General features: G+C 35.9%; 24 protein-coding genes. 15 read left to right on the top strand and 9 right to left on the bottom strand.

The window, feature by feature from the left end; genetic code table 11:
- Positions 1–27 precede the first annotated feature (27 nt).
- The 5 genes from ABEG63_RS18785 (at position 28) to ABEG63_RS18805 (ending at position 2,970) form a co-directional block, all read left to right on the top strand.
- Complete coding sequence (locus tag ABEG63_RS18785; protein WP_346586862.1) at positions 28–534, top strand: hypothetical protein; 507 nt, start codon at positions 28–30, stop codon at positions 532–534.
- A 46-nt stretch (positions 535–580) separates the two neighbouring features.
- Positions 581–949, top strand: coding sequence for a hypothetical protein (locus tag ABEG63_RS18790; RefSeq protein WP_267401572.1), 369 nt, complete (start codon positions 581–583; stop codon positions 947–949).
- Between the two features lie 21 nt (positions 950–970).
- Positions 971–1,495, top strand: a complete 525-nt coding sequence (locus ABEG63_RS18795) for a hypothetical protein (RefSeq protein WP_346586863.1) — start codon at positions 971–973, stop codon at positions 1,493–1,495.
- A 177-nt stretch (positions 1,496–1,672) separates the two neighbouring features.
- A complete protein-coding gene (locus ABEG63_RS18800) occupies positions 1,673–2,317 on the top strand; it encodes a hypothetical protein (RefSeq protein WP_346586865.1) in 645 nt (214 codons plus the stop codon).
- A 95-nt stretch (positions 2,318–2,412) separates the two neighbouring features.
- Positions 2,413–2,970: a hypothetical protein gene (locus tag ABEG63_RS18805; RefSeq protein ID WP_346586866.1), complete on the top strand. Its 558-nt coding sequence runs from the start codon at positions 2,413–2,415 to the stop codon at positions 2,968–2,970.
- 49 nt (positions 2,971–3,019) lie between these two features.
- On the opposite strand, the gene ABEG63_RS18810 is transcribed toward ABEG63_RS18805, so the two are convergent.
- The 3 genes from ABEG63_RS18810 to ABEG63_RS18820 form a co-directional block, all read right to left on the bottom strand.
- On the bottom strand, positions 3,020–3,946 hold the full coding sequence (locus ABEG63_RS18810; RefSeq protein ID WP_267401577.1) for a malate dehydrogenase: 927 nt from the start codon (positions 3,944–3,946) through the stop codon (positions 3,020–3,022).
- Between the two features lie 136 nt (positions 3,947–4,082).
- Positions 4,083–4,634 carry a biliverdin-producing heme oxygenase gene (locus ABEG63_RS18815; protein ID WP_312393785.1) on the bottom strand — a complete coding sequence of 184 codons (552 nt, stop codon included), beginning with the start codon at positions 4,632–4,634 and terminating at the stop codon, positions 4,083–4,085.
- A gap of 21 nt (positions 4,635–4,655) precedes the next feature.
- Positions 4,656–6,854 (bottom strand): ATP-binding protein, encoded by a 2,199-nt coding sequence (locus ABEG63_RS18820; protein WP_346586868.1) that lies wholly within the window; start codon positions 6,852–6,854, stop codon positions 4,656–4,658.
- A 373-nt stretch (positions 6,855–7,227) separates the two neighbouring features.
- On the opposite strand from ABEG63_RS18820, the gene ABEG63_RS18825 reads away from it, so the two are divergent.
- From ABEG63_RS18825 to ABEG63_RS18850, 6 genes are all read left to right on the top strand, one after another.
- Positions 7,228–8,277 carry a linear amide C-N hydrolase gene (locus tag ABEG63_RS18825; RefSeq protein ID WP_346586869.1) on the top strand — a complete coding sequence of 350 codons (1,050 nt, stop codon included), beginning with the start codon at positions 7,228–7,230 and terminating at the stop codon, positions 8,275–8,277.
- Positions 8,278–8,313: 36 nt separating this feature from the next.
- Positions 8,314–9,468, top strand: a complete 1,155-nt coding sequence (locus tag ABEG63_RS18830) for a porin (RefSeq protein ID WP_346586871.1) — start codon at positions 8,314–8,316, stop codon at positions 9,466–9,468.
- An 18-nt stretch (positions 9,469–9,486) separates the two neighbouring features.
- Entirely contained in the window at positions 9,487–10,917 is a 1,431-nt protein-coding gene (locus ABEG63_RS18835) for an anion permease (protein WP_346586873.1), read from the top strand.
- Positions 10,918–11,036: 119 nt separating this feature from the next.
- Positions 11,037–11,693, top strand: coding sequence for a succinate dehydrogenase cytochrome b subunit (locus ABEG63_RS18840; protein ID WP_346586875.1), 657 nt, complete (start codon positions 11,037–11,039; stop codon positions 11,691–11,693).
- Between the two features lie 11 nt (positions 11,694–11,704).
- The gene (locus ABEG63_RS18845; RefSeq protein ID WP_346586876.1) at positions 11,705–13,621 is read left to right on the top strand and encodes a fumarate reductase/succinate dehydrogenase flavoprotein subunit; all 1,917 of its coding nucleotides are present in this window, start codon (positions 11,705–11,707) and stop codon (positions 13,619–13,621) included.
- Positions 13,622–13,737: 116 nt separating this feature from the next.
- Positions 13,738–14,487, top strand: a complete 750-nt coding sequence (locus tag ABEG63_RS18850; RefSeq protein ID WP_346586878.1) for a succinate dehydrogenase/fumarate reductase iron-sulfur subunit — start codon at positions 13,738–13,740, stop codon at positions 14,485–14,487.
- 96 nt (positions 14,488–14,583) lie between these two features.
- Here ABEG63_RS18850 and ABEG63_RS18855 read toward each other — a convergent pair whose 3' ends face one another.
- Positions 14,584–15,597 (bottom strand): nucleoid-associated protein, encoded by a 1,014-nt coding sequence (locus tag ABEG63_RS18855; protein WP_267401586.1) that lies wholly within the window; start codon positions 15,595–15,597, stop codon positions 14,584–14,586.
- 227 nt (positions 15,598–15,824) lie between these two features.
- On the opposite strand from ABEG63_RS18855, the gene ABEG63_RS18860 reads away from it, so the two are divergent.
- The 3 genes from ABEG63_RS18860 (at position 15,825) to ABEG63_RS18870 (ending at position 16,848) form a co-directional block, all read left to right on the top strand.
- A complete protein-coding gene (locus ABEG63_RS18860) occupies positions 15,825–16,181 on the top strand; it encodes a hypothetical protein (RefSeq protein WP_346586880.1) in 357 nt (118 codons plus the stop codon).
- Positions 16,182–16,270: 89 nt separating this feature from the next.
- A complete protein-coding gene (locus ABEG63_RS18865; protein ID WP_346586882.1) occupies positions 16,271–16,402 on the top strand; it encodes a hypothetical protein in 132 nt (43 codons plus the stop codon).
- A gap of 50 nt (positions 16,403–16,452) precedes the next feature.
- Positions 16,453–16,848, top strand: a complete 396-nt coding sequence (locus ABEG63_RS18870; protein WP_346586883.1) for a hypothetical protein — start codon at positions 16,453–16,455, stop codon at positions 16,846–16,848.
- Positions 16,849–16,889: 41 nt separating this feature from the next.
- On the opposite strand, the gene ABEG63_RS18875 is transcribed toward ABEG63_RS18870, so the two are convergent.
- The gene (locus tag ABEG63_RS18875) at positions 16,890–17,402 is read right to left on the bottom strand and encodes a thioredoxin family protein (protein WP_346586885.1); all 513 of its coding nucleotides are present in this window, start codon (positions 17,400–17,402) and stop codon (positions 16,890–16,892) included.
- 102 nt (positions 17,403–17,504) lie between these two features.
- On the opposite strand from ABEG63_RS18875, the gene ABEG63_RS18880 reads away from it, so the two are divergent.
- A complete protein-coding gene (locus tag ABEG63_RS18880; protein WP_346586886.1) occupies positions 17,505–18,083 on the top strand; it encodes a hypothetical protein in 579 nt (192 codons plus the stop codon).
- Here ABEG63_RS18880 and ABEG63_RS18885 read toward each other — a convergent pair.
- From ABEG63_RS18885 to ABEG63_RS18900, 4 genes are all read right to left on the bottom strand, one after another.
- Positions 18,046–18,426, bottom strand: coding sequence for a DUF1634 domain-containing protein (locus tag ABEG63_RS18885; RefSeq protein WP_346586887.1), 381 nt, complete (start codon positions 18,424–18,426; stop codon positions 18,046–18,048). The two genes, ABEG63_RS18880 and ABEG63_RS18885, sit on opposite strands and share 38 nt — an antisense overlap.
- A gap of 3 nt (positions 18,427–18,429) precedes the next feature.
- On the bottom strand, positions 18,430–19,266 hold the full coding sequence (locus tag ABEG63_RS18890) for a sulfite exporter TauE/SafE family protein (RefSeq protein ID WP_267401598.1): 837 nt from the start codon (positions 19,264–19,266) through the stop codon (positions 18,430–18,432).
- Positions 19,267–19,725: 459 nt separating this feature from the next.
- Positions 19,726–21,243: a RagB/SusD family nutrient uptake outer membrane protein gene (locus tag ABEG63_RS18895; RefSeq protein ID WP_346586889.1), complete on the bottom strand. Its 1,518-nt coding sequence runs from the start codon at positions 21,241–21,243 to the stop codon at positions 19,726–19,728.
- An 11-nt stretch (positions 21,244–21,254) separates the two neighbouring features.
- On the bottom strand, positions 21,255–24,173 hold the full coding sequence (locus ABEG63_RS18900; RefSeq protein ID WP_346586891.1) for a TonB-dependent receptor: 2,919 nt from the start codon (positions 24,171–24,173) through the stop codon (positions 21,255–21,257).
- Between the last annotated feature and the right edge of the window lie 97 nt (positions 24,174–24,270).

A 24,270-nucleotide genomic window follows, 5' to 3' on the forward strand; every position in this document is an offset into this window, starting at 1 on the left:
TCCTAAACTTTTAATTCAAAAATTCTTATGAAAAAGGTATCCCTATTCCTATTATTATTAATCGGCGCTTTTTCTTATGCGCAAAGTGGAACGATGACGATCTATAATTTCTCAGCTTACAATGTTACGTACCGATTGATAGGTTCCGATATTACTTCTTTTAATATTGACTGTCAACCTGTTGTAACAGGGTTTTCTGCAACACCTCTTGCTCCTTCCAGCACTGTAACTTATCCTTTATACAATAACAGCCATCTTCAAAACCCTGTTATTAATCAATGGAATGTAATTTCAGAAGAAATTGGTATTCCGAGCCAGACCTATAATGTAGCTGGAGGAGCTGTTATTCCAGCACAAATTGTGAATACAACCTACTGGCACTCTCTTGACCTTAACTTTTCTAATGGTGGCTTCATCAATGTAGGTGTACATTGCGGAGGCGGTGGTACCGGAATATTCAGCGGGACAACTACTGGTAATATAACGGCAAGCTGGAATGTTTTAGGAAACAACGTTGTTGTATTTATAAATTAAATTCTGACTACAATTAATATCAAATTAATCCAATATAAAAGTAACTATGAAAAAAACATTTTTATTTGCTTTTGCATGCTTTGTTGTTGCAACATCATGTAATAACGAAAGTATTCCAACCGTAGCACAGGAAAATCAAACAACTGAAGCTGTTCAGAATTTTAAACGTGCGATCATCGAAATGAACAATTCGAAAGACCTTCCGATTGTAAAAGAAAAACGAAGAAAAGGTTCTTCTTTTCCTGAAATGGGCGAACAAAGACAAGATATTCTGGTTCCTGCAGCTAAACACTTAATAAAATCTACGGGAGTAAAAGAAGAAGAAATAGAAAAAACTACCAGTGGAGATAAAGGGAAAATCATTGCTTGGGCGATGGAAATTTTCCAAAATAATTACAAAAATTCTTCTTTATAATTTTATCCTAAACTCATCAATATGAAAAAACTTTCATTATTCCTTTTATTATTAATCGGAACTTTCGCATATTCTCAGATTTATCCAATCACGATATATAATTTTTCTACTCATAATGTTAATTACAGATTGGTAGGAACCAATGACAATACACAACCTATCGACTGCCAACCAATCGTAGAAGGTTATTCTGCGATACCTTTAACTCCTTCAAATAGTGTATCGTATAATCAATACAATACAAGCCATTTGGGAAATCCACCTATTTATGAATGGAATGTAATATCAGATGCTATATCAATTCCCAGCCAGGTTTACAACGTATCTGCGGGAGCCGTTATTCCTTCTATCATCACTCACACAACAACGTGGCAATCTATTGATTTGAAATTCGACAACGGAGAATTTTTACAACTTGGAAGAGATTGCGGATTTGTTAATAGCAATCAAGGAGGATTTTCCGGAAGCACCCCAAGCAATATTACAGCAACATGGAATTATATAGGGACTCCAGGAAATGGAAATGTGATTGTATTCATCAACTAATTAATACAAAACATTTTTTATAATAAAAACGCATTCTTTTAAGGATGTGTTTTTTTTATAATCTTATTTTAAATAGCTTAAAATTTTCAATTCAAATAATTGATATTTATTAAGTTATTCATTAATTTTGAGGCTTTAAACTAATAATCCACGAAAATGACCTCAAAAGAGAAATTCATGGAGTACCTAACCTCCGCCGTTAAATATGGTAAAAATTATGCTCCATCTACCATTTACAATTACGGTTTAGCGATAGATGTTGTGTATCATGATATTAAAACGTATTTAGAAAATAGTTTTATTTCGCTATTCAACATAATCGATGTAGATATTCTTAACGATTACTTTAATAGATTTCATACTATTCCTCAAATTATAGAAGAAGAAAAAGTAAGTGGTACGAAAAAAAGTAGTGCTTTCAGAAGATATATAGAATTTTGTCAAACCATTGCCAAACCAAACTTCAATGTAAATCAACCTGATCTTGATGACGTGTATGAAGTAAGATCGGAAGACGGGAAAAAAATTATCATATCAAAAGCAGCTGAAAGAGATGCGCTATTGCGAAGTTTAGCCATCAAAATACATGGAACGAATTGCTTCGGATGCAACTTTAATTTTGTTGAACGATACGGAAAAGCCGGTGAAGGTTTTATTGAAATTCATCATACGGTAGCGTTGGAGCGTTATGAAGATTCTAAAGTCGTCAATCCGCAAACTGATCTTATTCCGCTATGTTCTAATTGCCATAGAATTGTTCACAGAAGAAAAGATTATGTGCTTTCTTTGGATGAGTTGAAGATCATTATCAATCAAAATTAAGTTTTTAAAAATATTCTAAGCTTGATTTTCTATTATGGTTTACCGTAATAAAGCGACCAAAAAGCTTTCTAGTTTTGAATCTTATAAAAAAGATTATGAATAAAAAACTCTATGTAGTACTTGTTTTCACAGCATTAATTTCCTTTAGTAGTAACAAAGAAGAGAAAAGTTCGGGTTCGAATGTCAATCACTCATCTCAAAATGAGAAAATCACACCTATTGAGCAGCTTAGAACTGAAGCATCAAGATTAAATGGAGGTGGTTCAATTAAAACAGTTGAATTAGAAAATGGAAAAGCTATACTTACTTATGTTAAAAATTACAAAGAATATAAAGATCTAAATCCTCAATCTCGCTTAACAGAAAATGATTTAAAGTCATATTGGTCAACAGGAAATGCGATAAAAAAAATGCTTGTTGGTAGTCCTGCAAGATTAATGAAAAATCTTGATTTCATTAATGAGGTAAAAATAATATTACCTTTTGAAAACAAAGTTTATGAAATTGATGTAAGAAAATCAGACTTGGAAAAATTTGTTGGAAAAAATATTTCTGAAATCAAAGAAAATTGGGTTAAAGAATTTGCAGATCCATATATTTATAATGAAAAAAAACGAGATCAATTCTTTGAGAAGTTTGGTCATGTAAATTAAAAAACTCCGCGCCCTTCGGGCGCGGAGTCTACTTATATAAAGCTTTTCATTAAAACTTCAAATCACCATTAACCTCTCTTACTGCTTTAGCAGCTTCAGCAAATTTCAATTGCTCATCAGCAGTTAATGTAATATTTACGATTTTCTCAACACCGTTTGCTCCGATAATTGCAGGAACACCCAGGCAGATATCGTTTTGTCCGTATTCACCTTCAAGCATTAAAGAACAAGGGATCATTTTCTTCTGATCGCAAGCAATCGCCTGAACCATTACAGAAACAGCTGCACCTGGCGCATACCAAGCAGAAGTTCCTAATAATTTAGTAAGCGTTGCACCTCCTACTTTAGTTTCTTCGATTACATATTTTTGTTGCTCATCATCAAGGAACTCAGTTACAGGAACTCCGTTTCTTGTAGCTTTGCTCAATAAAGGAAGCATCCCTGTATCACTGTGAGCCGCGATTACCATTCCGTCTACATCAGAAATTGGAGCTTCTAAAGCCTCAGCCAATCTGTACTTGAATCTTGCAGAATCCAACGCACCACCCATTCCGATGATTTTGTGCTTAGGAAGACCTGAAGTTTTATGTACCAAATAAGCCATTGTATCCATTGGGTTAGAAACCACGATGATGATAACCTCCGGAGAATGCTTTACCAAGTTAGCAGTAACCTCTTTTACAATACCCGCATTGATTCCGATAAGCTCTTCTCTCGTCATTCCAGGTTTTCTAGGAATCCCTGAAGTGATCACAGCAACGTGAGAACCTGCAGTTTTGCTGTAATCTCCTGTTGTTCCGGTAATTTTTGTATCGAATCCGTTTAGAGACGCTGTCTGCATCAAATCCATTGCTTTACCCTCCGCAAAACCTTCTTTAATATCTACTAAAACTACTTCCGAACAGAAGTTTTTCATAGCGATGTATTCCGCACAGCTAGCTCCTACAGCGCCTGCTCCTACTACAGTTACTTTCATTTGATTTATTTTTTAATTATTTTATAGTTTAGTTTTAATTTTGAAACTTCCCAAATTTAACAATTCCCGAAAAATTGAGCAATTTTTCGGGAATTTAATTGTATATAAAACGATTGTTTAATATTTTTTTAAGAAATTAGTTTACGTTTAATAAGAACGTATAAAGCTTTTTTGCGCCCAAAAGTACATCATTATACTTTTCTTCAGCAACTTCAGTATCCAGAACCTCTTTGAAGTTTTTCCACATCGGGCCTGTATTTTCCTGATAACATCCGAAGAAATTGAACGTTACATTGTCAAATCCTTCTGTTTTAGAAAGCTGCTTTGCAATAACGTTTCCACCCAAAGTAGAACCTTCAATTACATACATTGCTCCTAATGCTTCATGTTCGTTTTCGAATTCAAGAGTTTGAGAAGCCGTTCTGTTTTCCAATGCTAAACTTGAAAGATCCTTTTCAATTAAAGGAAGTTTTTTTCGATCATTCAATTGAAGTTTTTCAGAAAAATTACCAGAAAGGCTATTGAATATTTTGTCTTCACTGTGAAGAAGCATCAGATAATTGGTGTTGATGATTTTTTTATAATCATCTAAAGTGAAAGTTTTGTTAAAAATTTTCTCAGAGTTAAAAAGTTTTTCAGCAGCATCGTGATATTCTGCCGTGTTTTGTTTAAGATATTCTGATACCATAATAACGTTTTAAAAGTTTTCTCAAATGTAAGGCTTTTTAAACGTTAAAAAGAAACATGTACCTTCTTTATTGCTTTCATAATCAACATTTCCGCCGATTCTTTTCATAATTCGGTATACGATAGATAAGCCTACTCCATTTCCTTTAAATTTTTTCGCATTATCCATCCTGTTGAATATTTTAAACATCTTATGTTTTTCCTCTTCAGGAATCCCGATTCCGTTGTCTGAAATGCTGTACATCACAAAATCACCTTGTACAAGACCTTCGATGATTACTTTGGGTTCCTCTTTATGAGAAGAATATTTTACCGCATTATTGATAATATTTAAAAACACCTGATGAAGCATCGTTTTATCTGCCAAAACATCTGGACAATTTTTAATAATAACCTCACTTGCCGGGCTGTCAAACGTCATTTTAGCATTTTCAGCAATCTTCAGAATAGTAGATTCAGTTTGAATAACTTCCAGTTCTATTTCGCTGTGTTTAGCACGGCTCAGTTGCAAAACATCATGCATCATCACCGCCATATTATCAATCTCCTCAATAATAGAATTGATTTTGCGTTTGCTTTTGTCTGAACCGTCCGTTAAAGAATTCAACAACATTTGGGCATTCAGTTTCATTACCGTTAAAGGCGTTCCCAAATCGTGAGAAATTGTATACGAAAAGCTGTCGAGTTCTTCATTTACCTGCTTCAGCTCTTCATTCAACTGTTTAATGACCGTATATTGTTTGTGAGACGTCTCCAAAATGACATCACGAATTGCATGCGCGGCACTTATATTGCGAGAGTCCCATCTTTTAGAGCTTCCTTTAATATTTTCCGTAAAAGCATGGAAAGAAGTTCGTGGCGAAATAATATGTTTTTCTTCTCCATTTTGAGAAAATACGCCAATCGTTTTTTCAGGATTTCCGGCCCATTTGATGTGCTCATCAAACTCTTTTCGGAACCAGATCAACAGCTCATTTTTATCTCTGTCGATGAAATAAATAATAATTCCCGCCGTATTTTCGTTGATATCTAAATCGTGTCTGTATTTTTTCAGAAAATTACGGCTCACATACATACTTTCGTTTGTATTTTCGTGTGCCCACTCTACAATTTTTTCGATTGCAGAATTTGTAGGGGTTAATCCTTCTTTTACAATATCTTGATGAGAAATAATGGCCAATCCGTCCGCTTCCGGAAGATCTTTTATTTTAGAAATATTTTCGACTAAAGATTCGAAAAGGGTATTATATTTTAAAAATTCAGACTTTAATTGAGAGGCTTTTTCATTTAATGCCAATTGATAATCTAATTCTTTTTTAGATTTGAATGACGAATAGGCATTGGCTGCCAAAGCGGTAAAAATTCCCGCCTGCACTCTGTCTTCTAGATCAATATGTTTTGCTTCGGAATTCTGGCAAGTGACCAATCCCCAAAGATGATCTTCAATAATAATAGAAACACTGAAACTTGAAGACGCCCCGGAATTTTTCACGTACTGCCCATGAATAGGCGACATTGCCCGTGACGCGGCAAAAGTAAGATCTACTGTTTCATTTTTTCTGCTCACTAACTTTACAGGCTCAGAATATACATCGCTGAAAATTCTTTTTCTTTTCTTAAGATAAAGTTCACGAGCCTGTCTCGGAATATCAGATTCAGGATAATGAAGCCCCATATAGCTTTCCAGCTCATTATTTGTTTTTTCTGAAATTACTTTTCCAGAACCGTCCATCATGAATTTGTAGATCATCATTCGATCATAATTCACGATTTTGGAAAGGGTACTCAAAAGCTGATCCCAAATTTCCTGTTCGTTATCAATAATATAAAAATTATCATATTTATTATTGATTCGTTTATGCGGGTTTTCCTGTACTTTTTCAAATTCTAAGAAAATATTTTCTCCCGTACGAAAAACAGAAAAATGATATTGTTGATTTTCAACAAAAATTTTATCAAAATATGTGATATTTTCTCTTGCCGTATTGGCTTCGAGATCAGAAAAAATATCAGATTCGAGGATACTTTTAAAAAGTTCGGGAAAGTCTGTAACTTTTTTACCGAAAAGCAGTTCGAAGTTTTCCAGCTTGAAGATATCCCGTATATTTTCACTGAAAAAGTTGATGGAATGAGTAGCTGCGTCAATGCCAATCAGATAACCAAAACTTTGTATGTACCCAGGGATATGAATGGGCTCATCATGACACTCTACAAAATTCATATATTTCTTTGATATATCAAAGATAACGAATTTTTTCCAGCTGTATTACCTTGTGGTATCACATTCTTAAAAATGTTAAAAATGCGTATAAAATGCCCCAGACCTATAAAATCCAATACTTTTGAACGATAGAAATAATTTGAACATTTAACATTTAAATGCATATTTCATTACAAATTACAAAAAAATTAAGACTCTTTCAAGTTAATTTTTACAAATATGATTATTAACATAAATAAAATATTAATTCTTTAAAAATTTATGTTAATTAAACAAAAATAGTTAAATTTATTTCACCAAATCTTGAAAACATAAAAAACACTTGAATCTTCGTTTGAAAATTCGAGACATACTTTCACTTAAAGATAATATTATGAAAAAATTCCCTTTAATTCTTTTTTCATTCGTTTTTTCATTTGCAATTTGGAGCGAATACAAAGCCTGTACAAGAGTTGTCTACAAAGGTCCGGAAAATACTGTTCTCACCGCCCGTTCGATGGATTGGCGTGATGAAATTCCGGCCAATTTATGGATTTTTCCTAAAGGCATAGACCGCACCGGAGAAGTAGGGCCACGTTCTGAAAAGTGGAAATCTAAATACGGAAGCGTTATCAGCAGTTCTTGGGACATCGCTTCATCAGACGGAATGAACGAAAAAGGTCTGGTGGCGAATCTTCTGTGGCTTGGCGAATCTGAATATCCAAAATTTGATCCCAAAAGAGGAAAAAAAGGGATTGCCATTTCGCTTTGGGCACAATATTTCCTCGACAATTTTGCAACCGTGAAAGAAGCGGTAGATTATGTAGCGAAAGAACCATTCATTATCGTAAGCGATTATATTCCAGGCACGGAAAGATTTACCACCGTTCATCTTTCTATCTCAGATGCTTCGGGTGATAATGCCGTTTTTGAATATATTAAAGGTAAACTAGTTATTCATCATTCTTCAGACTATAATGTGATGACCAACTCTCCTATTTTTGAAGAACAATTGGCTTTAAACAACTATTGGAAGGGCATTCCGGGAACTGTAATGCTTCCCGGAACGAACCGTGCCGCCGACCGTTTTGTAAGAGCCTCTTATTATATCAATGCTATTCCGCAAACTTCGGATACCAGAAAAGCCGTAGCAAGTGTTTTCAGCGTCATCAGAAACTGTTCTGTTCCGTACGGAATTTCCTCTGAAACGGAACCTAATATTTCTTCTACAAGATGGCGTTCTGTTTCTGACCAAAAAAACCTTACTTACTATTTTGAAACAGTTTTTACACCCAATACATTTTGGGTTGATCTTAAAGAGTTTGATTTGAGCCCGAAAGGTAAAGTAATGAAGCTAGATTTAAGCAACTATCAAACCTATAACGGAAAAGCCAACAACAGTTTTAAAGAATCACAGCCTTTCAAATTTTTAGGACTGAATTAAATTTAAAAACTCCCTTTTCACCAAAACACAAATCTTATGACTTTTTACCCAATTAAAAAGAGTCTGTTATTTTGCCTGATGCTTCTCTGCTGTAAGGCAATTGCACAGATTCCTGATTCTGTAAAAACAGAACCAAAGGAAGACAATATTAAATATCCTCAGCTTCAAATTAAAGGTCTTTTTCAGGCCCGATATCTCGTAGGAATGACCAAAGATGTTGATGTAAACGGACTTCATCATGCCGATGGCAGCGGCACAGATAACAATTTCATGATTAAATACATGAGGGTTCAGATGCGTGCCCAAATCAGCAAACGGACAGAAGTTGTGGTTCTTGCCAATCTCGCAGATTTTAAAAATGATCCGAAATCAAGAGTGCTTGAAAATGCGTACCTAAAATATACTTTTAATCCAAAATTAGCCATTACCGTCGGGCAGTTTAGACCTTGGTTCGGGATTGAGGAAACCTATCCTATTGATATTATTAAATCGCTGGACTGGTCTAACCAATACACCGAATTCGGGAAATTAGGCTGGACGAGCTTTCAGATCGGGCTTTCCGCAACAGGACAATTGGAATTAGGTGAAATTCCGTTTCAATACGCTGTTTCTGTCGTGAATGGAAATGGAAAAAATCAGGTCAATGATAATGACAACGGAAAACAATATTCCACAAGATTGGTTTTTGGTTTAGCTAAAAAATATAATTTAAATCTTGGTTTAAATGGCGGGATAGGCGACGTTTTCAGCAAGAAAGTCTATGCTGTAGGAATTGATCTGAGCTCGTTAATTCATTTTGATCCTAAATGGAGCTTAGATATGCAGCTGGAAGCCAAACAGGCTACCAATCACCCTTTGTATTTTGCTGTAGATCCTGAGCTAAGACCTGAAAACCCTGATGAATATTTAATTCGAGGGGCTTATTTCCTTCCGAATTTGCGATATGAAATCAACCATAAAAACCTCAGCGCCTTTGAACTGTCTTGCCGTTATGAATATTTGGATACTAATTTCAGATTAAACTCCAATCCCAGACAGACCATTACGCCAATGTTCGGTTTAGAATTTTTGAAAAATTATGGTGCACGAATTCAACTGGGAATGCAATTCGACAGGTACAAGCATCAAGTAGAAAATACCTCTCAGTATAACAACAATCTATTTATTGTTCAGGTACAAAGTAGATTTTAAATTTTAAAACTAACTATTATGAAAGAAATAAATATTAAAGCTGTAGCAATCACTTTTGCTGTCGCTCTTATCATATGGTTTATTCCCGCTCCGGAAGGCGTTACAGACAATGCGTGGCATTTATTCGCCATTTTCGCAGCAACCATTTTAGGAATTATCTTAAAAGCTGCTCCGATGGGAACCATGTGTATGATGGCCATTGGATTTACCGCCCTTACACAGGTTGTAGCTCCGGGAGATGCAGGAAAATCAATCACAAAAGCACTTTCAGGATTTGGAGATAAAGTGATTTGGTTGATTGGAATCTCTTTTTTTATCGCAAGAGGATTTATTAAAACAGGCTTGGGAAACAGAATTGCCTTTTTATTCATCCGAGTTTTTGGCAGAAGTTCATTGGGTTTGGCCTATGGTTTAGGTTTGGCAGACGTTTGTTTAGCTCCAGCCATTCCAAGTAATACGGCAAGAGGTGGCGGAATCATTTATCCGATTATGAAATCGATGGCGATAAGTTTCGATTCTGTTCCTGACAAACCTGAAACCCATAGAAAATTAGGAGCATATTTAACATTGAACAGCTATTATATGAACCTCATCGCCTCTTCCATGTTCCTGACAGGAACGGCAAGTAACCCGATGTGTCAGAAATTTGCAGCAAATCTGGGAATTAATATCACTTGGATGTCTTGGGCAGCCGCAGGTTTTGTTCCGGGATTGGTAGCGTTTTTTGTAGTGCCTTTGGTATTATACAAATTATATCCGCCTGAATTGAAGAAAACGGGTGACGCTCCGAAAATGGCCGCTCAAAAATTAAAAGAAATGGGACCGATTTCTAAAAATGAATGGCTGATGCTATTAGCATTTTTCATTTTATTGGCTCTTTGGATTTTCGGTGGTGCTTTATCGATTGATGCAACCACAACGGCTTTTATTGGTTTAACATTACTTTTATTAACCTCAGTGTTAACGTGGGAAGACGTAAAATCTGAAAAAGGAGCTTGGGATACCATCGTTTGGTTTGCCGTTTTGGTGATGATGGCGAGCTCATTAAACGAATTAGGATTTATCGGATGGTTCAGCGATTTAATTAAAATGAAAATTGGTGGAATGACCTGGACGGTCGCATTTCCGGTGATTATTCTCGTCTACTTTTTTAGTCATTATATTTTCGCGAGTGCGACAGCCCATGTTGCAGCCATGTATGCCGCTTTGTTAGGAGTTGGTGTTGCCGTTGGAATTCCTCCGATGTTGTTGGCGATGATGCTTGGTTTTTTAGGTTCAATTTATGGAGTATTAACCCATTACGGTCACGGTCCTGCTCCCGTATTTTTCGGAAGCGGCTATGTTGATTTAAAAGCATGGTGGCTTCGCGGCTTGGAAATCGGAATTGTTCTCTTAATAATTTACATGGGAGTTGGTGGACTTTGGATGAAAGTTTTAGGGTATTATTAAAAAGTTGGAAGTTGGAAGCGGGAAGCTGGAGGTTTTATTAGTGCATATTAGCATCACTTTTCATAAACTTCCAGCATCCATCTTCCATCTTCAAGCCATTAATCAAAAATCAAAAAAACATGCTGTCAACCTTATCACGAAAAATGCTGATGTGTCTTACAGGGCTTTTCCTGAGCTTCTTTTTGCTGATTCATTTCTTGGGAAATCTTCAGCTTTTTTTACCGCAGGAACAGGCGCATCTTCAGTTTAATGCCTATTCGCATTTTCTGTCGGGCAATATTGTCATTAAACTTGTTTCCTATGTTTTGTATGCAAGTATTATTCTTCATGCGTTGGATGGTTTAATTATTACATTGAAAAATAAAAAATCAGGAGCGAATTACAAATCCGATCGACGAGGAAGAGCCAGTAAATGGTATTCTAGAAATATGGGAATTCTTGGAACAATATTGTTGTTTTTCTTAGTGATTCATTTTCAGAATTTTTGGTATGTCTACAAATTTGGAAATCCGCCATTGGATGAAAACGGAAATAAAGATTTGTACATTCTGGTTGTCACTGTTTTTAAAGAATGGTGGTATGTTATTATTTACGTTATTTCGATGATAGCTGTATGTTATCATTTAATTCACGGAATTTACAGTGCTGTCAGAACGTTGGGATTGTTTCATCCAAAGTTTGTAAAATGGTTTAAAACCGTTGGAATCGCTTATTCAATCATCATTAGTGTTGGATTTGCCTTAATGCCGATTTATGTATTCTTCACGTACCGTTAAATTGAAAAATCATGATGTTAAATTCAAAAATACCGGAAGGTTCTTTAGAACAGAAATGGGAAAATTATAAAAAAACTGCCAAGCTTGTCAATCCTGCCAACCGAAAAAAATTGGATATTATCGTTGTCGGAACGGGTTTAGCTGGAAGTTCTATCGCTGCATCTTTGGGCGAAATGGGCTATAATGTGAAATCCTTCTGTTTTCAGGACAGCCCGAGAAGAGCGCATTCTGTGGCGGCTCAAGGCGGTGTAAATGCGGCTAAAAATTATAAAAATGACGGTGACAGCGTTTACAGAATGTTCGTTGACACCTTAAAAGGCGGCGACTTCAGAGCGCGTGAAGCCAATGTTTATCGTATGGCTGAATGTTCTTTAAACCTCATCGATCAAGCTGTTGCACAAGGTGTTCCGTTTGGAAGAGAATATGGCGGTTATCTGAATAATCGTTCTTTTGGTGGTGTTCAGGTGAGCCGGACTTTTTATGCCAGAGGACAAACCGGACAACAATTGCTTTTAGGAGCTTATCAAGCTTTAATGCGACAAGTCGGCAAGAAAAGTGTACAGTTATTTTCAAGACACGAAATGTTGGATTTAGTAATGATAAACGGAAAAGCAAGAGGAATTATTGTTAGAAATTTAGATACCGGAGAAATTGAAAGACATTCCGCTCACGCCGTTGTTTTGGCGACGGGCGGTTATGGAAAAATCTATTATTTATCAACCTTAGCGATGGGCTGTAACGGTTCTGCGATTTGGAGAGCGCATAAAAAAGGAGCGTTGATGGCTTCTCCAAGCTGGATTCAAGTGCACCCTACTTCATTGCCGCAATCGGGAGATTATCAATCGAAATTGACTTTGATGTCCGAATCTTTACGAAATGACGGCAGAATTTGGGTTCCTCTAAAAGAAAATGAAACCCGAAAACCAAACAATATTCCTGAAAATGAAAGAGATTATTATCTAGAAAGACGTTATCCCGCTTTTGGAAATTTAGCACCAAGAGATATTTCGTCAAGAGCTGCAAAAGAAAGAATTGATGCCGGTTTCGGAATTGGTCCCTTGAAGAATGCCGTGTATCTTGATTTTTCTAAAGCCATTAATGAACAGGGAAAAGAAAAAATTCAGGAGAAATATGGGAATTTATTTGATATGTATCTTAAAATCACAGGTTACAATGCTTACGAAGAACCGATGATGATCTCCCCTTCTGCGCACTTTTCGATGGGCGGACTTTGGGTTGATTATGAATTAATGACGACCATTCCCGGATTATTTGCGTTAGGAGAAGCTAATTTTGCTGACCACGGAGCCAATCGACTGGGGGCAAATTCTTTGCTTCAGGCTTCTGTTGACGGTTATTTCATTGCACCTTATACCATTGCGAATTATTTATCAAATGAAATTCATACCGGAAAAATTTCAACAGATGATATTGAATTTGAAAAAGCCGAAAATGAAGTTAAAAAACAAATTGAAGGTTTTATCAATATCAACGGAACAAAAACGGTTGATTATTTTCATAAAACCTTAGGAAAATTACTGTATGATTATTGTGGTTTAGCGCGAAATGAAGAAGGTTTAAAATATGCCATCGAAGAAATCCGAAAACTCAAACATCAATTTTATAAAGACGTAAAAGTTTCCGGGCAAGGCAATCAAATGAATACCGAACTCGAAAAAGCGGGTCGCGTTGCCGATTATTTTGAAATTGGCGAGCTGATGTGCTACGATGCGTTAACACGAAATGAGTCTTGTGGAGCGCATTTTCGTGAAGAATTTCAAACTCCCGACGGTGAAGCGTTGCGGAATGATTCTGAATTTCAATTCATATCGGCTTGGGCTTGGAAAGGAGAAAATAATGAGCCTGAATTGATAAAAGAGCCTTTGATTTTCGAAGAAATACAGCCGACTGTAAGAAGTTATAAATAATATTGAAGTAAAAAGGTAAAAGTAAAAAGAGCCAAGTGCTTGAGGTGAAGATATTGACAAGAAGCCATTGATATAAAATACACTTGCCATTAAAGATTACAAAAAACACAGAACTTATGGATTTACACCTAAAAATATGGAGACAGAGAAACCGACAAAGTGAAGGAAAACTTGTGAATTATGATTTAAAAGAACTCAATCCTCACATGTCTTTCCTTGAAATGCTCGATACCTTAAATGAAAAATTAATTAAAGAAGGCGGCGAACCCGTAGAATTCGACCACGATTGTCGTGAAGGAATCTGCGGACAGTGCGGAATGATGATCAACGGATTGGCTCACGGGCCTTTGGAACATACGACAACCTGCCAGCTTCATTTACGTTCTTTCAAAGATGGCGAAACGATTGTGATTGAACCTTTTCGAGCGTTGTCTTTTCCCGTTAAAAAAGATTTAAAAGTCGACCGTTCTGCGTTTGACAGAATTATTTCTTCGGGCGGATTTGTTTCCGTGAATACAGGTCAAGCTCCCGATGCAACGGCAATTGCAGTCAGTCATCAAACTGCCGAAGAAGCCTTTGATTCTGCTGCTTGCATTGGTTGTGGAGCGTGTGTTGCGACGTGTAAAAATGGAAGTGCAGCGTTGTTTACCTCAGCAAAAATTACACATATGGTTTTGCTTCCTCAAGGCAAAGAGGAAAGAAACAACCGTGTTTTAAATATGGTTAAGCAGATGGATTCTGAGCATTTCGGGCATTGTTCAAATACCGAAGCCTGTGAAGTCGAATGTCCGCAGGGAATTTCTGTGCTGAATATTGCCAGAATGAATTATGAATACAGCAGAGCGCTGTTTTTTAGGAAAAGATAATTGGAATAATTTGATTTTCAAACATCATTTTATCAAACCTTATAGGTTTTAGAAACCTATAAGGTTTAGTGAAAGTTGATTTAGTTCTAAATATTCTTAAACTTCTTTATCGAAATACAGCATATAATATTTTCCATTTTCATCTTCTCCGGTAGCCAGTTTCTGACGGTCACCGTGGATGTAGATGTGGAAATTTTTATCTAATTTAATGATGCTTTTGAAATGTCTCTGTGTTTTCTTTACTGCAGATTCATTGATGGGGAATTCTTCAGCAATATTAATCTGCATATCCTGCTCATAATCTGTTTTAAAATTATTAAAACTTTCGATTACGTGCTCATCGCCCAATACTTCATTGGCAAATTCATCCAGTTTAAATTCTTCTTTTTCTTTAAAGAAATTGATTGATTTATTTAAGAAATCCGCCTGATCCGCTTTAGAAACTTCAAATTCCTGAGGTAATTGTTTAGTGATATAATCTTTATACACCATTAATGCTTCCTGTGTATGAAAATATTCATCATCACGCTGTTTTACCTTTAAGAAATCCTCAAACCAATAGTACATATCTCCGTTTTTGTTGTTATCAACCACAGAAAGTACATATCCGGTTTCTTTATCGTTGTTATAAATTAAAGCCGCTTTATCAATTTTAGACAAACCGATTCCCTGATCTTTTTCAATATCAAACGTTTCATCCTGAGGAGAAATTTTAAGAAAAGATTCTCTTTTTTCAGTTTTGAAAATTCCGATCTTGTCGACTCTTTCTGTGCCTTCTCTTTCGTCTTCAAAATAAACGATAAACAATTCTCCACCCTGAACTCTTGGATTTTCCGCCGCTTCAAAAAGGTGTTTTGCAATATTTTCAGATTCCCAAAGAAACTTCGATTTGTCATCAAAAATCTCAGACACCGAGCTGTAAACAGGGTTATTCACCAAATAGGTATCGCTGTAAAAATGGAATGTTTCCTCCGACTTGAACGAACCTAAAAAATAGTCTTCCAGCAGTTCTGCCATTCCTTCTTCCAGTTGCAATTCTTCCTGAGAAAGCGTTAAAGATTCTCCGTTGATTTTATTTCCGACTCTGTGTACTATGATTTTTGAAAACATCTCTTGAATATTTTGGATTGCAAAGATATTCATTCTATCCTTTCCAACATAAAAATAAGATCCTTCTTTCTGTTTCTTTTCATTCTGATAAAAACCCTATCATTTTGACAGGATTTTTTTAACTAAAATTCAATTAAACAAAAATTAAAATACTGATTTATTGATATTTAATTAAAACAAATTGTAAAGGTACGCCATTGGTATCATGTCTTTCAAAACGATAGAATATGAATTATTTAAAAGCCATTCAGGAGATCTCGGAAGTGATCCCATGTATTGAAGAAGAACTGGAAGAAAATAAAACACCAAGCTCATATAGCGTGATCCATACTTTCAACGATCATATTAAAAAGATGATTCGGCAAAATGACCGAAATCTATTGTTCAAATGTCTTAAAAAGATGAATAATATTTACCGCGACGGCGACATTATGCTAAAATACGCCGTTGAATGTACGTTTATTTATTCTCTGGACAATTCAACTGCTTTTTGCAGCGAAGAATACCGAAAAGTGATCTTTAGTCACATTTCTCAGGAACTTCAGAAAATACATTCGAGACAAATCTACAGCCATGGCACATAGTAAAAATCAGGTTTGTTACATTTTTAAAAACTTTCATTACAAAAGCACCCAATTCATCAAAATAAAAAACCATTAAAAATCAACTATTTATGAAAAAAAAGATCAGAAAAATATCCGACTGGAAAACCTTCAAAACTACGACCCGCAGACACAATTTCGAGATATTAGCAACTCACATTGCCGTGATTGTAGGAGTATTTATTTTTGCGGCTTGCCTGTAAAGTTTGGTACAGTTTTCGCGGAAATAAATTAGTTCTGAAAAATATTAATTATGATGAATGTAAAAATGCAGACTATTAATCAAAAAATAGCTATTGAATATTTAAAATTTTTCTATGCACCCCTAAGAGGCGAAATATCACAGTTGTCTGTGCAGGATAACTTTCCGGGCGTTATTCAGGCGACCGTAAATTATCTGAAAAAGCTTTTATTAGAAGCAAAAGTAAGCATCATTGCCCACCACATCAAACTGATGGATATGATCTACAAAGGTGGCGATTCTTATGTAAAAGGAATGATTGAAAACCTGTTCGTAAGGTCATTTGAAAGCTTTAAAAAGCATGCAAAAATTCAGCATTGGAAACTGCTTTATCAGTATATGCCAATCAGTTTCCAGATCATTTATAATGATCAGCAAAAACAGGATAGAATATTCTTTGGTAAATAAAATTTAATTTAAAAATTCCTCGAGCATATCGAGGAATTTTTTTATTTTTTCACAAACACATTCTGGATGGTTTGCTTTTGTTCTGTATTTAATTTGGCTCCTTTTTCCAGTTTAGCAAGAAAAGCTTGCACTTCGTCTGGGGTTGCCGGCGAACCTAAATTATCTCCCTTCTGATCAAAAGAATCGGCAAGTACAGTTCCTTTAGGATTCAGAATCAACCAAAATGGTAATCCTGCATTCTGACCTTTATATTTGTTCATGATTTCCTGTCCGCCCGGATTTTCCAAGGCTTTCTTCTCGCCTCTTTCCTGAACATCTATATAAACCGTGACAAAATTTTTGTCGAAAATCGGTTTTGTTTCCGGAAGATTCATATTATGCTCCATCAGTTTACACCATTTACACCACGAAGCGTGAAAAACCAATAAAACATTTTTATTGCCAGCTTTGGCTTCGGTCAATGCTTTTTTCAGCACAACATCTGCCTTTTCCTGCGCAAAGTTGAGTTGAAACAGGAACAATCCTAATATGATTACTATTTTTGAGAATTTCATTTTATAATAATTTTGAATTTTAAAACTATACGAATGTAGGTATTTTTCTAAATAGTAAAACCATTGAAAAATTTATCTTATACATTTTTATATATTTATTGAATGAAATTACCACTTATTTTAATCTTGATAATCCAATTTACTTTTGTGGACGCTCAACTTTCTCAAAAAACAATAGAATTGGCAAAACCTTTAGATACAATTTCATATGCAGAATCTTATAATATTGGAATTGACGGAGAGAAAAGTAAAATTTATGGATACTTTCAAAAATTATCTGCAAGCGCTACCAATGATGAGCTTTATTATTTGGCTCAAAATGGCAGTAATTCATTAAAGTTATATTCTAGTCAAGAATTATTTAAAAGAAATGATAGAAGATTTTTAGAAATTTATAAATATTATTTTGAAAAACCTTTAATAATGAAATATCAATCAGGATGCGTCGGAAATATTGAAAATATTTCATCTTATTTAAATACCGAAGTTCAGGCTGCAGAAGAAATCATCTCACTACGTGATTTATTACTTAAAAGTAAAAAAGATGCTTTTAATAATTCTCAATTACAAAGTATTTATGAACATGGATATAAAAATCTTACACAAAAAAATATAGAATTTGTTTTGAATGAAATTAAAAAAATCAATGCCCAAAACCAAAATATACACTCAGGCAGATAATACAAAGTACCAAAAGTGTAATTCCGACATATAATTTATCTTTTTCCAGAATAAAACTCACTAAAGAAAGCAACAATCTTACAAATGGCGTAAGAAACAAAATAATGATGGCCACATAAATAATGCTGCTTCCATTCATTTGCTTAACACCTCTGAAAATATCTCCAATCACGGCAAAAATACTTTCTTCCTTTTCTTCAAAATGAGAATAATCTACCGTATCGTTTGCGTGATTGAAAAGATACACAAGGCCACCTAAAATCCCGATGAATAAAACGGTACGAACACCATATTTCAGGACGTTTCCTACGAGTTTTTTTATAGTATCGTCTGTAACTGTCATTTCTTAAATTTTTCCTTTAATTCCACTATAAATCATATTCGCTGCTAAAAAGAAGATGATAAAAGCGAAAATTGTTCTTAATTTTTTCGGGTCGGTTGCCATTAATATTTTAGATCCGATCATGGCGCCTACTAAAACGCCGATCATTACGGGAAGGCAAATATCAGGAACGATATAGCCTTTCTGAATATAGATCACACAACTCGCCAAAGCCGTAACTCCCATCATGAAATTACTCGTGGTAGTCGATACTTTGAACGGAATTTTCATAATCGTGTCCATCGCAATTACTTTGAAGGCACCGGAACCAATTCCTAACATTCCCGAAAGCATTCCTGCCAATCCCATCATTCCGAAACCGCCTAATACATTCTTTGTTCCGTACTTTACTTTCGTTTCTTTATTAATCGGATAATCAGAAGGCAATTTTAGTGCAATGGCCATTTTGCTTGAATTTTCCACAACTGCTTCTCCTTTTTTTCTTAAAGAATTTCCGGCAGAAAAAATTAAGGCACATCCGAAAAGAATTGCAATAAACGAACTTGGTGCTGCGCTTGAGATCAATGCTCCGGCTACCGCGCCTGCTGTGGTTGCAATTTCGAGGAACATTCCTAATCGCATATTGGCAATTCCTTCTTTTACGTACGCTGCTGCGGAACCTGAAGAGGTTGCAATCACCGATACCAAAGCCGCCCCGATGGCATAATGAATATCTACGCCTAAGACAATTGATAAAAGCGGAATGACAACAATTCCACCACCCAGACCGGACAGTGAACCGATGACTCCTGCGCAGACAGAACCTAATAAAACAAAAAGAGTAAACAGCAAAACGCTCATAGTATAGTATTTCCCAATAAATTCAGGAGCTGTTATTAATGAAAAAATGATTAATAGGATTCTGAAAATCGTAAGCGATTAATGAAAATAACCCGCTGAATTTATTTATTAAGATTACAAAATTAGGCAAGGATTTAGTTTTTGTGAAATTTAATGTGGGATTTTAACAAAATTTTAAAGTTTCTTAAATAACTAAATTCAAGAATAAGAATTTGGCTGGAAGATGGAGGATGGAGGCTCGTTGAATTCTTCATTTTCTGATGATGATAAAAAATAAGGAAAAAAGGAAAGACTTTGATTTTTATAACTCTACACAACTTCCATCTTCCAGCCCCCAGCTTCCATATTCTATTATATTATTTAACTAAAACCTTACTAAAACAAAAAACGCTACAAACTTTCGTTTATAACGTTTAAAACTATATAAGTTACATGTGATTAAAGCATTGATATTGGTTTTTAAGGATTCTGCTCATATCCTGCAATCTGAATTTGTGATAAAGGAATCTGATATAGATAATCGTTGGTTGTAATGGTATAATTATAATTAAGATCTGCAGCCGCCTGATTAATTACCGAAACTGCGATATTCCAACGTACTAAATCGTGCCAGTAAACACCTTCACCTGCAAATTCTACTCTTCTTTCTTTACGAAGTGCCGTAGTAAAATCGCTGCTCGATATAGACGCTGAAAGTGGTGCTAAACCTGCTCTCTGACGAATTCTGTTTAAATGAGAAACTGCCGTGGTTGTATTTCCTTCATTATTTAAAATCTCAGCATACATTAAAAGAACATCTTCATAACGGATGATCGGAAAATTAACAGGCCAGTCGTAACGGTTGGTCAAAACAGCGCCTGCTTCACGGAATTTAATGAAATAATTAGCAAAATCCGGCTGCCCGTTTTGAGCGATGAATTGAGTTTTCAGTGTTACTGCCTTTCTCAAATCTCCCGGTTCGTAAGTATTTATCAAAGACTGAGAAACTCCCAGTTCATTAGCACTGTATAAACTTCCCTGTGCGTTGTATAAAGGATCTGCAGTTCCAAAAGTTGGTGAAACATAGCTTGGAAGATACGATCCCTGTGATACACCTCCACTGATATGCTGAATTTCGAAAAGATGATATTTATTATCGTTGGCACTTTTAAACAAATCAGCATAGGTAGGTGCAAATGTTACATATTGACCCTCTCCCTGAATAACAGTAGACAAATGATCTTTCGCTTTGGCCACATAACTGCTGTTGTTTAGCGGAAAACCTGATCCTGTAAGATAAATTCTTCCCAACATCGCATGAGCTGCCGATTTTGTAATTCTTCCTTTATTTTTAGCATCATAGGTATTTTTTAACCCAGCGATGGACGCTTCAATTTCTGACGTAACAAAATCATAAAGTACTGGCAAATCTGTTCTCTTTATTGTTGCAGCCTCATCCGGAGTCACAGGCTTATCAACCAAAGGCACTTTTCCGAAATTTCGCATCAATTCAAAATAGGCGTAAGCTCTTAAAAATCGTGCTTCAGAACGATATTGCTCCTTTGTTGCATTATCAGCAAACGGAACGGCATCAATTCTTGCCAAAATCATATTGGCATACGTAATCATTTGATAAGCATCTTCCCAAAGTACTTCTACTTCCTCCGTTGAAGAAGTATCCTGAAAACGGTTGATCGCGTAATAATCTCTGTTTCCGTTTTGGGTAAGTGCCGTAAAGTTATTGGAACGGACTTCGGATGCCAGTAAATAGAAATTCACATCAAAACCACCTCTTGAAGAAGCGTTGACCATTGAAGAATAAACGCCCGTTAATGCCTGATTGATCTGTAATTCTGTGGTATAGAAAGAAGTTTGAGTAATGTTATTTTCCGGTTCCAGCATCAGATCTTTTTCACAGCCTGTCATCACAGACAAGAATGCTCCAAAGATTGCTATTTTTCCGAAGGTTTTGATATTTTTAGGGTAAGAAATTTTCATTGTTAAAGATTTTAGAAGTTAAAGTTTAAGCCCAACATATACACTTTTGCATTGGGGTATGCTCCGTAATCGGTACCGTCTGACTGCACAGCTTCCGGATTATAACCACCGTAATAGTGATCTTTTCTCCACACATTTTCTAAACTCGCATAGATTCTAAGATTTGCAATTTTCAGCTTGCTGGAAAGATCCTGCGGGAACGTATATCCTAATGTTATGTTTTTCAACTGAATATAAGTAGCATCATACAGCCATCTTGTATCAAGCAAACTTCCCGTTGTTCCATCCAGTCTTGGGGTTTTTCCGTCACCCGGATTTTCATCCGAACGCCATCTGTTGGCCCAATTTCCCATGACGTTTGTGGTTGTTCCCATCCCTGGTCTATCGATTGCACGACCTAGCAAGGCATAGCTGTAACCTCCTTTCTGTCCCTGGAAGAATATCGAAAGATCCCAGTTTTTGTAAGAGAAAGTGTTGGTAAGTCCCCAATAATAATCCGGCGTTGGCCCTCCGATGATATGACGGTCTTTTTCATCAATCACTCCATCTCCGTTTACATCACGATATTTTACATCTCCTGCGATGGCACCTTTTGTTTTAGCCACATTTGCATTCGCAATATCTGCTGAAGATAATACCCCGACGGCTTCATAAAGATAAAATGAATTAAGCTCCTGACCCACCTGTATAATATTGGTACTATTGCTGAAACCTGTATAAATAGGCGCATTATCGCTACCTAGCTGTAAAACTTTATTATTATTGAATGCAATATTGGCTGAAGTATTCCATTTAAAAGTTCCTACGAAGTTTTTAGTATTTAAATCTAATTCCAATCCTTTATTTTGAACAGAACCTACATTCCCCCATACATCCGGATATCCCGAAACAAGAGCCACAGGCTTCTTTAAAAGTAAAGCATTTGTTTTCTTTATGTAGTAATCTGCCGTGAAATCTATTCTGTTGAATAAACCTAATTCAAAACCAAAATCAGATGACTGTGTTTTCTCCCAGGTTAAATTACGATTTTCAATGGTGTTTGGAACTAATCCGTTTGATATAGATCCGCCAAAAGAATAATTTCCTCCCGTTAATGTTCCGAACGCTCGGTAATCGCCTATTGAATTGTTTCCGTTTTCTCCCCAGCTGTATCTTAGCTTAAGGTTGCTCAGCCATTTTTTATCTTTTAAGAAATTCTCCTGATCAATTTTCCATCCAGCACCAAATGCAGAGAATGTTCCCCAAAGGTTATCCCATCCAAATCTTGAAGAACCGTCTCTACGAATACTTGCAGATAGCATATACTTCTTTTTATAATCATAGTTTACACGACCGAAGTAGGAAAGTAATACCCACTCTGAAGCGGTATATTCAGAATTCAGGACTGAAGCCGACTGTGTGAAATTAAAGGTCTTCAAATCATCATTCGGGAACCCTTTATTTCTGTTGTATTGGGTTGTTGTTCTGTAGTTCTCACCACTGGTTCCCGCCAGCGCAGTAATCGTATGATCTCCGAACGATTTTCTATAATTTAATAAAGCCTCTCCTAAATATCTGTTATAATTTATCGTTCTTCGGCTTCCGATACTTACCTGCCCCGGAATATTGGTAATAAGATCAAAAGTTGGAGTATAACCATTATTGATATTAAAATTGTTCGTTGCTCCTCCGGAAATTTTAAAATTTAATTCAGGTAAAATATCATAAGACATGTATAAGCTGGATAATAGTCTGAATTCGTTGGTATTGTTGGTCGTATTTTCCATTACACCAATCGGGCTTTGTGTAGAACCAGCCCATCTGTATCGGGTATTATTCCAGAAATTGGTATAAAGACCTGCACCAACTTCCGCAATCGGAACCATGGAAAGCATTTTATGAGCTAAATTATCTTTTCCGTCAACAGATGCTCCGTAGCTTTGAGAATAACTTGGTCGAAGGGCGATTCCCATTTTCCATTTATCTGAAATATTTACGTCAACAACAGCACTTAAATTAAATCTGTTAAACCCTGTATTGATCGCCAGACCTTCCTGATCGAAATAAGATCCGGAAACTAAATATTTTACGTTTTTATTTCCTCCACGAACCGACAACTGATAACTTTGGATAGCGGCCGGACGGTAGAAAGCATCCTGCCAATCGATATTTGCCACCTGATTGGTTCCCCATCTCGGATCAACCATATTGGCGATGTTTGCTAAATTGTAATCGGTTGCATTAGCTAATTTAAAATAATTTGCTCTTACGGCATAACTATCCGATGCGGAATGTCCCGGTGCCAAAGCAACCCAACTTTTATTGATAGATTCAGTAGCATAATCAATCCATTCTGCACTGTTCATGATGTCTAACTTCTTTTCGATCGTCTGAACACCATAATATTGTGAAAAGCTGAACAATGGTTTTCCCGAAGCTCCTTTTTTAGTCGTAATAATAACAACCCCGTTAGAACCTCTTGATCCGTACATCGCTGTAGATGCCGCATCTTTCAGTACATCAATAGACTGGATATCATCCGGTGAAACGTTTGCCATATCATCAACAACCATCCCATCAACTACATAAACAGGAGAATTGCTCGCGGAAATAGAAGCCGTACCACGCACACGGATTTCCAAAGGTTCGCCTGGTTTTCCGGTTGTTGCACGGGTTTTAACACCGGCAATCTGCCCCGTTAATGCCTGATCTGCTCTCGCAATCGGACGGTTTTTAAAGCTTTCTGCACTTACTCTCCCCACAGAACCCGTAACCTCACTTCTTTTTTGTGTACCATAAGCAACGATAACGACCTCTTCTATATCTTTGGTTTTAGAATTGGTTTTTGTACTATCCTGACTCTTGGCTGTACCGGAAGTTTGATTTTCCTGTGCGAAGATAAAACCTGTGGTACTTAACAAAATACCTAGAGTGACTATAGATTTCTTCATTCTATGATTCGTGATTATTAATTATTTAAAATATGCTTTCGTAAAAATTAAAAACGTTTGAAAAATTTGCCTTGAAAAGACATGATATTTTTCATAT

It is taken from the genome of Chryseobacterium sp. C39-AII1, assembly GCF_039672645.1.
Taxonomy (GTDB): Bacteria; Bacteroidota; Bacteroidia; order Flavobacteriales; family Weeksellaceae; genus Chryseobacterium.

Bases quoted from the DNA above. Each gene is read 5' to 3' on its own strand.
- ABEG63_RS18785 (WP_346586862.1), top strand. From the start codon at position 28: ATGAAAAAGGTATCCCTATTCCTATTATTATTAATCGGCGCTTTTTCT.
- ABEG63_RS18790 (WP_267401572.1), top strand. From the start codon at position 581: ATGAAAAAAACATTTTTATTTGCTTTTGCATGCTTTGTTGTTGCAACA.
- ABEG63_RS18795 (WP_346586863.1), top strand. From the start codon at position 971: ATGAAAAAACTTTCATTATTCCTTTTATTATTAATCGGAACTTTCGCA.
- ABEG63_RS18800 (WP_346586865.1), top strand. From the start codon at position 1,673: ATGGAGTACCTAACCTCCGCCGTTAAATATGGTAAAAATTATGCTCCA.
- ABEG63_RS18805 (WP_346586866.1), top strand. From the start codon at position 2,413: ATGAATAAAAAACTCTATGTAGTACTTGTTTTCACAGCATTAATTTCC.
- ABEG63_RS18810 (WP_267401577.1), bottom strand. From the start codon at position 3,946: ATGAAAGTAACTGTAGTAGGAGCAGGCGCTGTAGGAGCTAGCTGTGCG.
- ABEG63_RS18815 (WP_312393785.1), bottom strand. From the start codon at position 4,634: ATGGTATCAGAATATCTTAAACAAAACACGGCAGAATATCACGATGCT.
- ABEG63_RS18820 (WP_346586868.1), bottom strand. From the start codon at position 6,854: ATGAATTTTGTAGAGTGTCATGATGAGCCCATTCATATCCCTGGGTAC.
- ABEG63_RS18825 (WP_346586869.1), top strand. From the start codon at position 7,228: ATGAAAAAATTCCCTTTAATTCTTTTTTCATTCGTTTTTTCATTTGCA.
- ABEG63_RS18830 (WP_346586871.1), top strand. From the start codon at position 8,314: ATGACTTTTTACCCAATTAAAAAGAGTCTGTTATTTTGCCTGATGCTT.
- ABEG63_RS18835 (WP_346586873.1), top strand. From the start codon at position 9,487: ATGAAAGAAATAAATATTAAAGCTGTAGCAATCACTTTTGCTGTCGCT.
- ABEG63_RS18840 (WP_346586875.1), top strand. From the start codon at position 11,037: ATGCTGTCAACCTTATCACGAAAAATGCTGATGTGTCTTACAGGGCTT.
- ABEG63_RS18845 (WP_346586876.1), top strand. From the start codon at position 11,705: ATGATGTTAAATTCAAAAATACCGGAAGGTTCTTTAGAACAGAAATGG.
- ABEG63_RS18850 (WP_346586878.1), top strand. From the start codon at position 13,738: ATGGATTTACACCTAAAAATATGGAGACAGAGAAACCGACAAAGTGAA.
- ABEG63_RS18855 (WP_267401586.1), bottom strand. From the start codon at position 15,597: ATGTTTTCAAAAATCATAGTACACAGAGTCGGAAATAAAATCAACGGA.
- ABEG63_RS18860 (WP_346586880.1), top strand. From the start codon at position 15,825: ATGAATTATTTAAAAGCCATTCAGGAGATCTCGGAAGTGATCCCATGT.
- ABEG63_RS18865 (WP_346586882.1), top strand. From the start codon at position 16,271: ATGAAAAAAAAGATCAGAAAAATATCCGACTGGAAAACCTTCAAAACT.
- ABEG63_RS18870 (WP_346586883.1), top strand. From the start codon at position 16,453: ATGATGAATGTAAAAATGCAGACTATTAATCAAAAAATAGCTATTGAA.
- ABEG63_RS18875 (WP_346586885.1), bottom strand. From the start codon at position 17,402: ATGAAATTCTCAAAAATAGTAATCATATTAGGATTGTTCCTGTTTCAA.
- ABEG63_RS18880 (WP_346586886.1), top strand. From the start codon at position 17,505: ATGAAATTACCACTTATTTTAATCTTGATAATCCAATTTACTTTTGTG.
- ABEG63_RS18885 (WP_346586887.1), bottom strand. From the start codon at position 18,426: ATGACAGTTACAGACGATACTATAAAAAAACTCGTAGGAAACGTCCTG.
- ABEG63_RS18890 (WP_267401598.1), bottom strand. From the start codon at position 19,266: ATGAGCGTTTTGCTGTTTACTCTTTTTGTTTTATTAGGTTCTGTCTGC.
- ABEG63_RS18895 (WP_346586889.1), bottom strand. From the start codon at position 21,243: ATGAAAATTTCTTACCCTAAAAATATCAAAACCTTCGGAAAAATAGCA.
- ABEG63_RS18900 (WP_346586891.1), bottom strand. From the start codon at position 24,173: ATGAAGAAATCTATAGTCACTCTAGGTATTTTGTTAAGTACCACAGGT.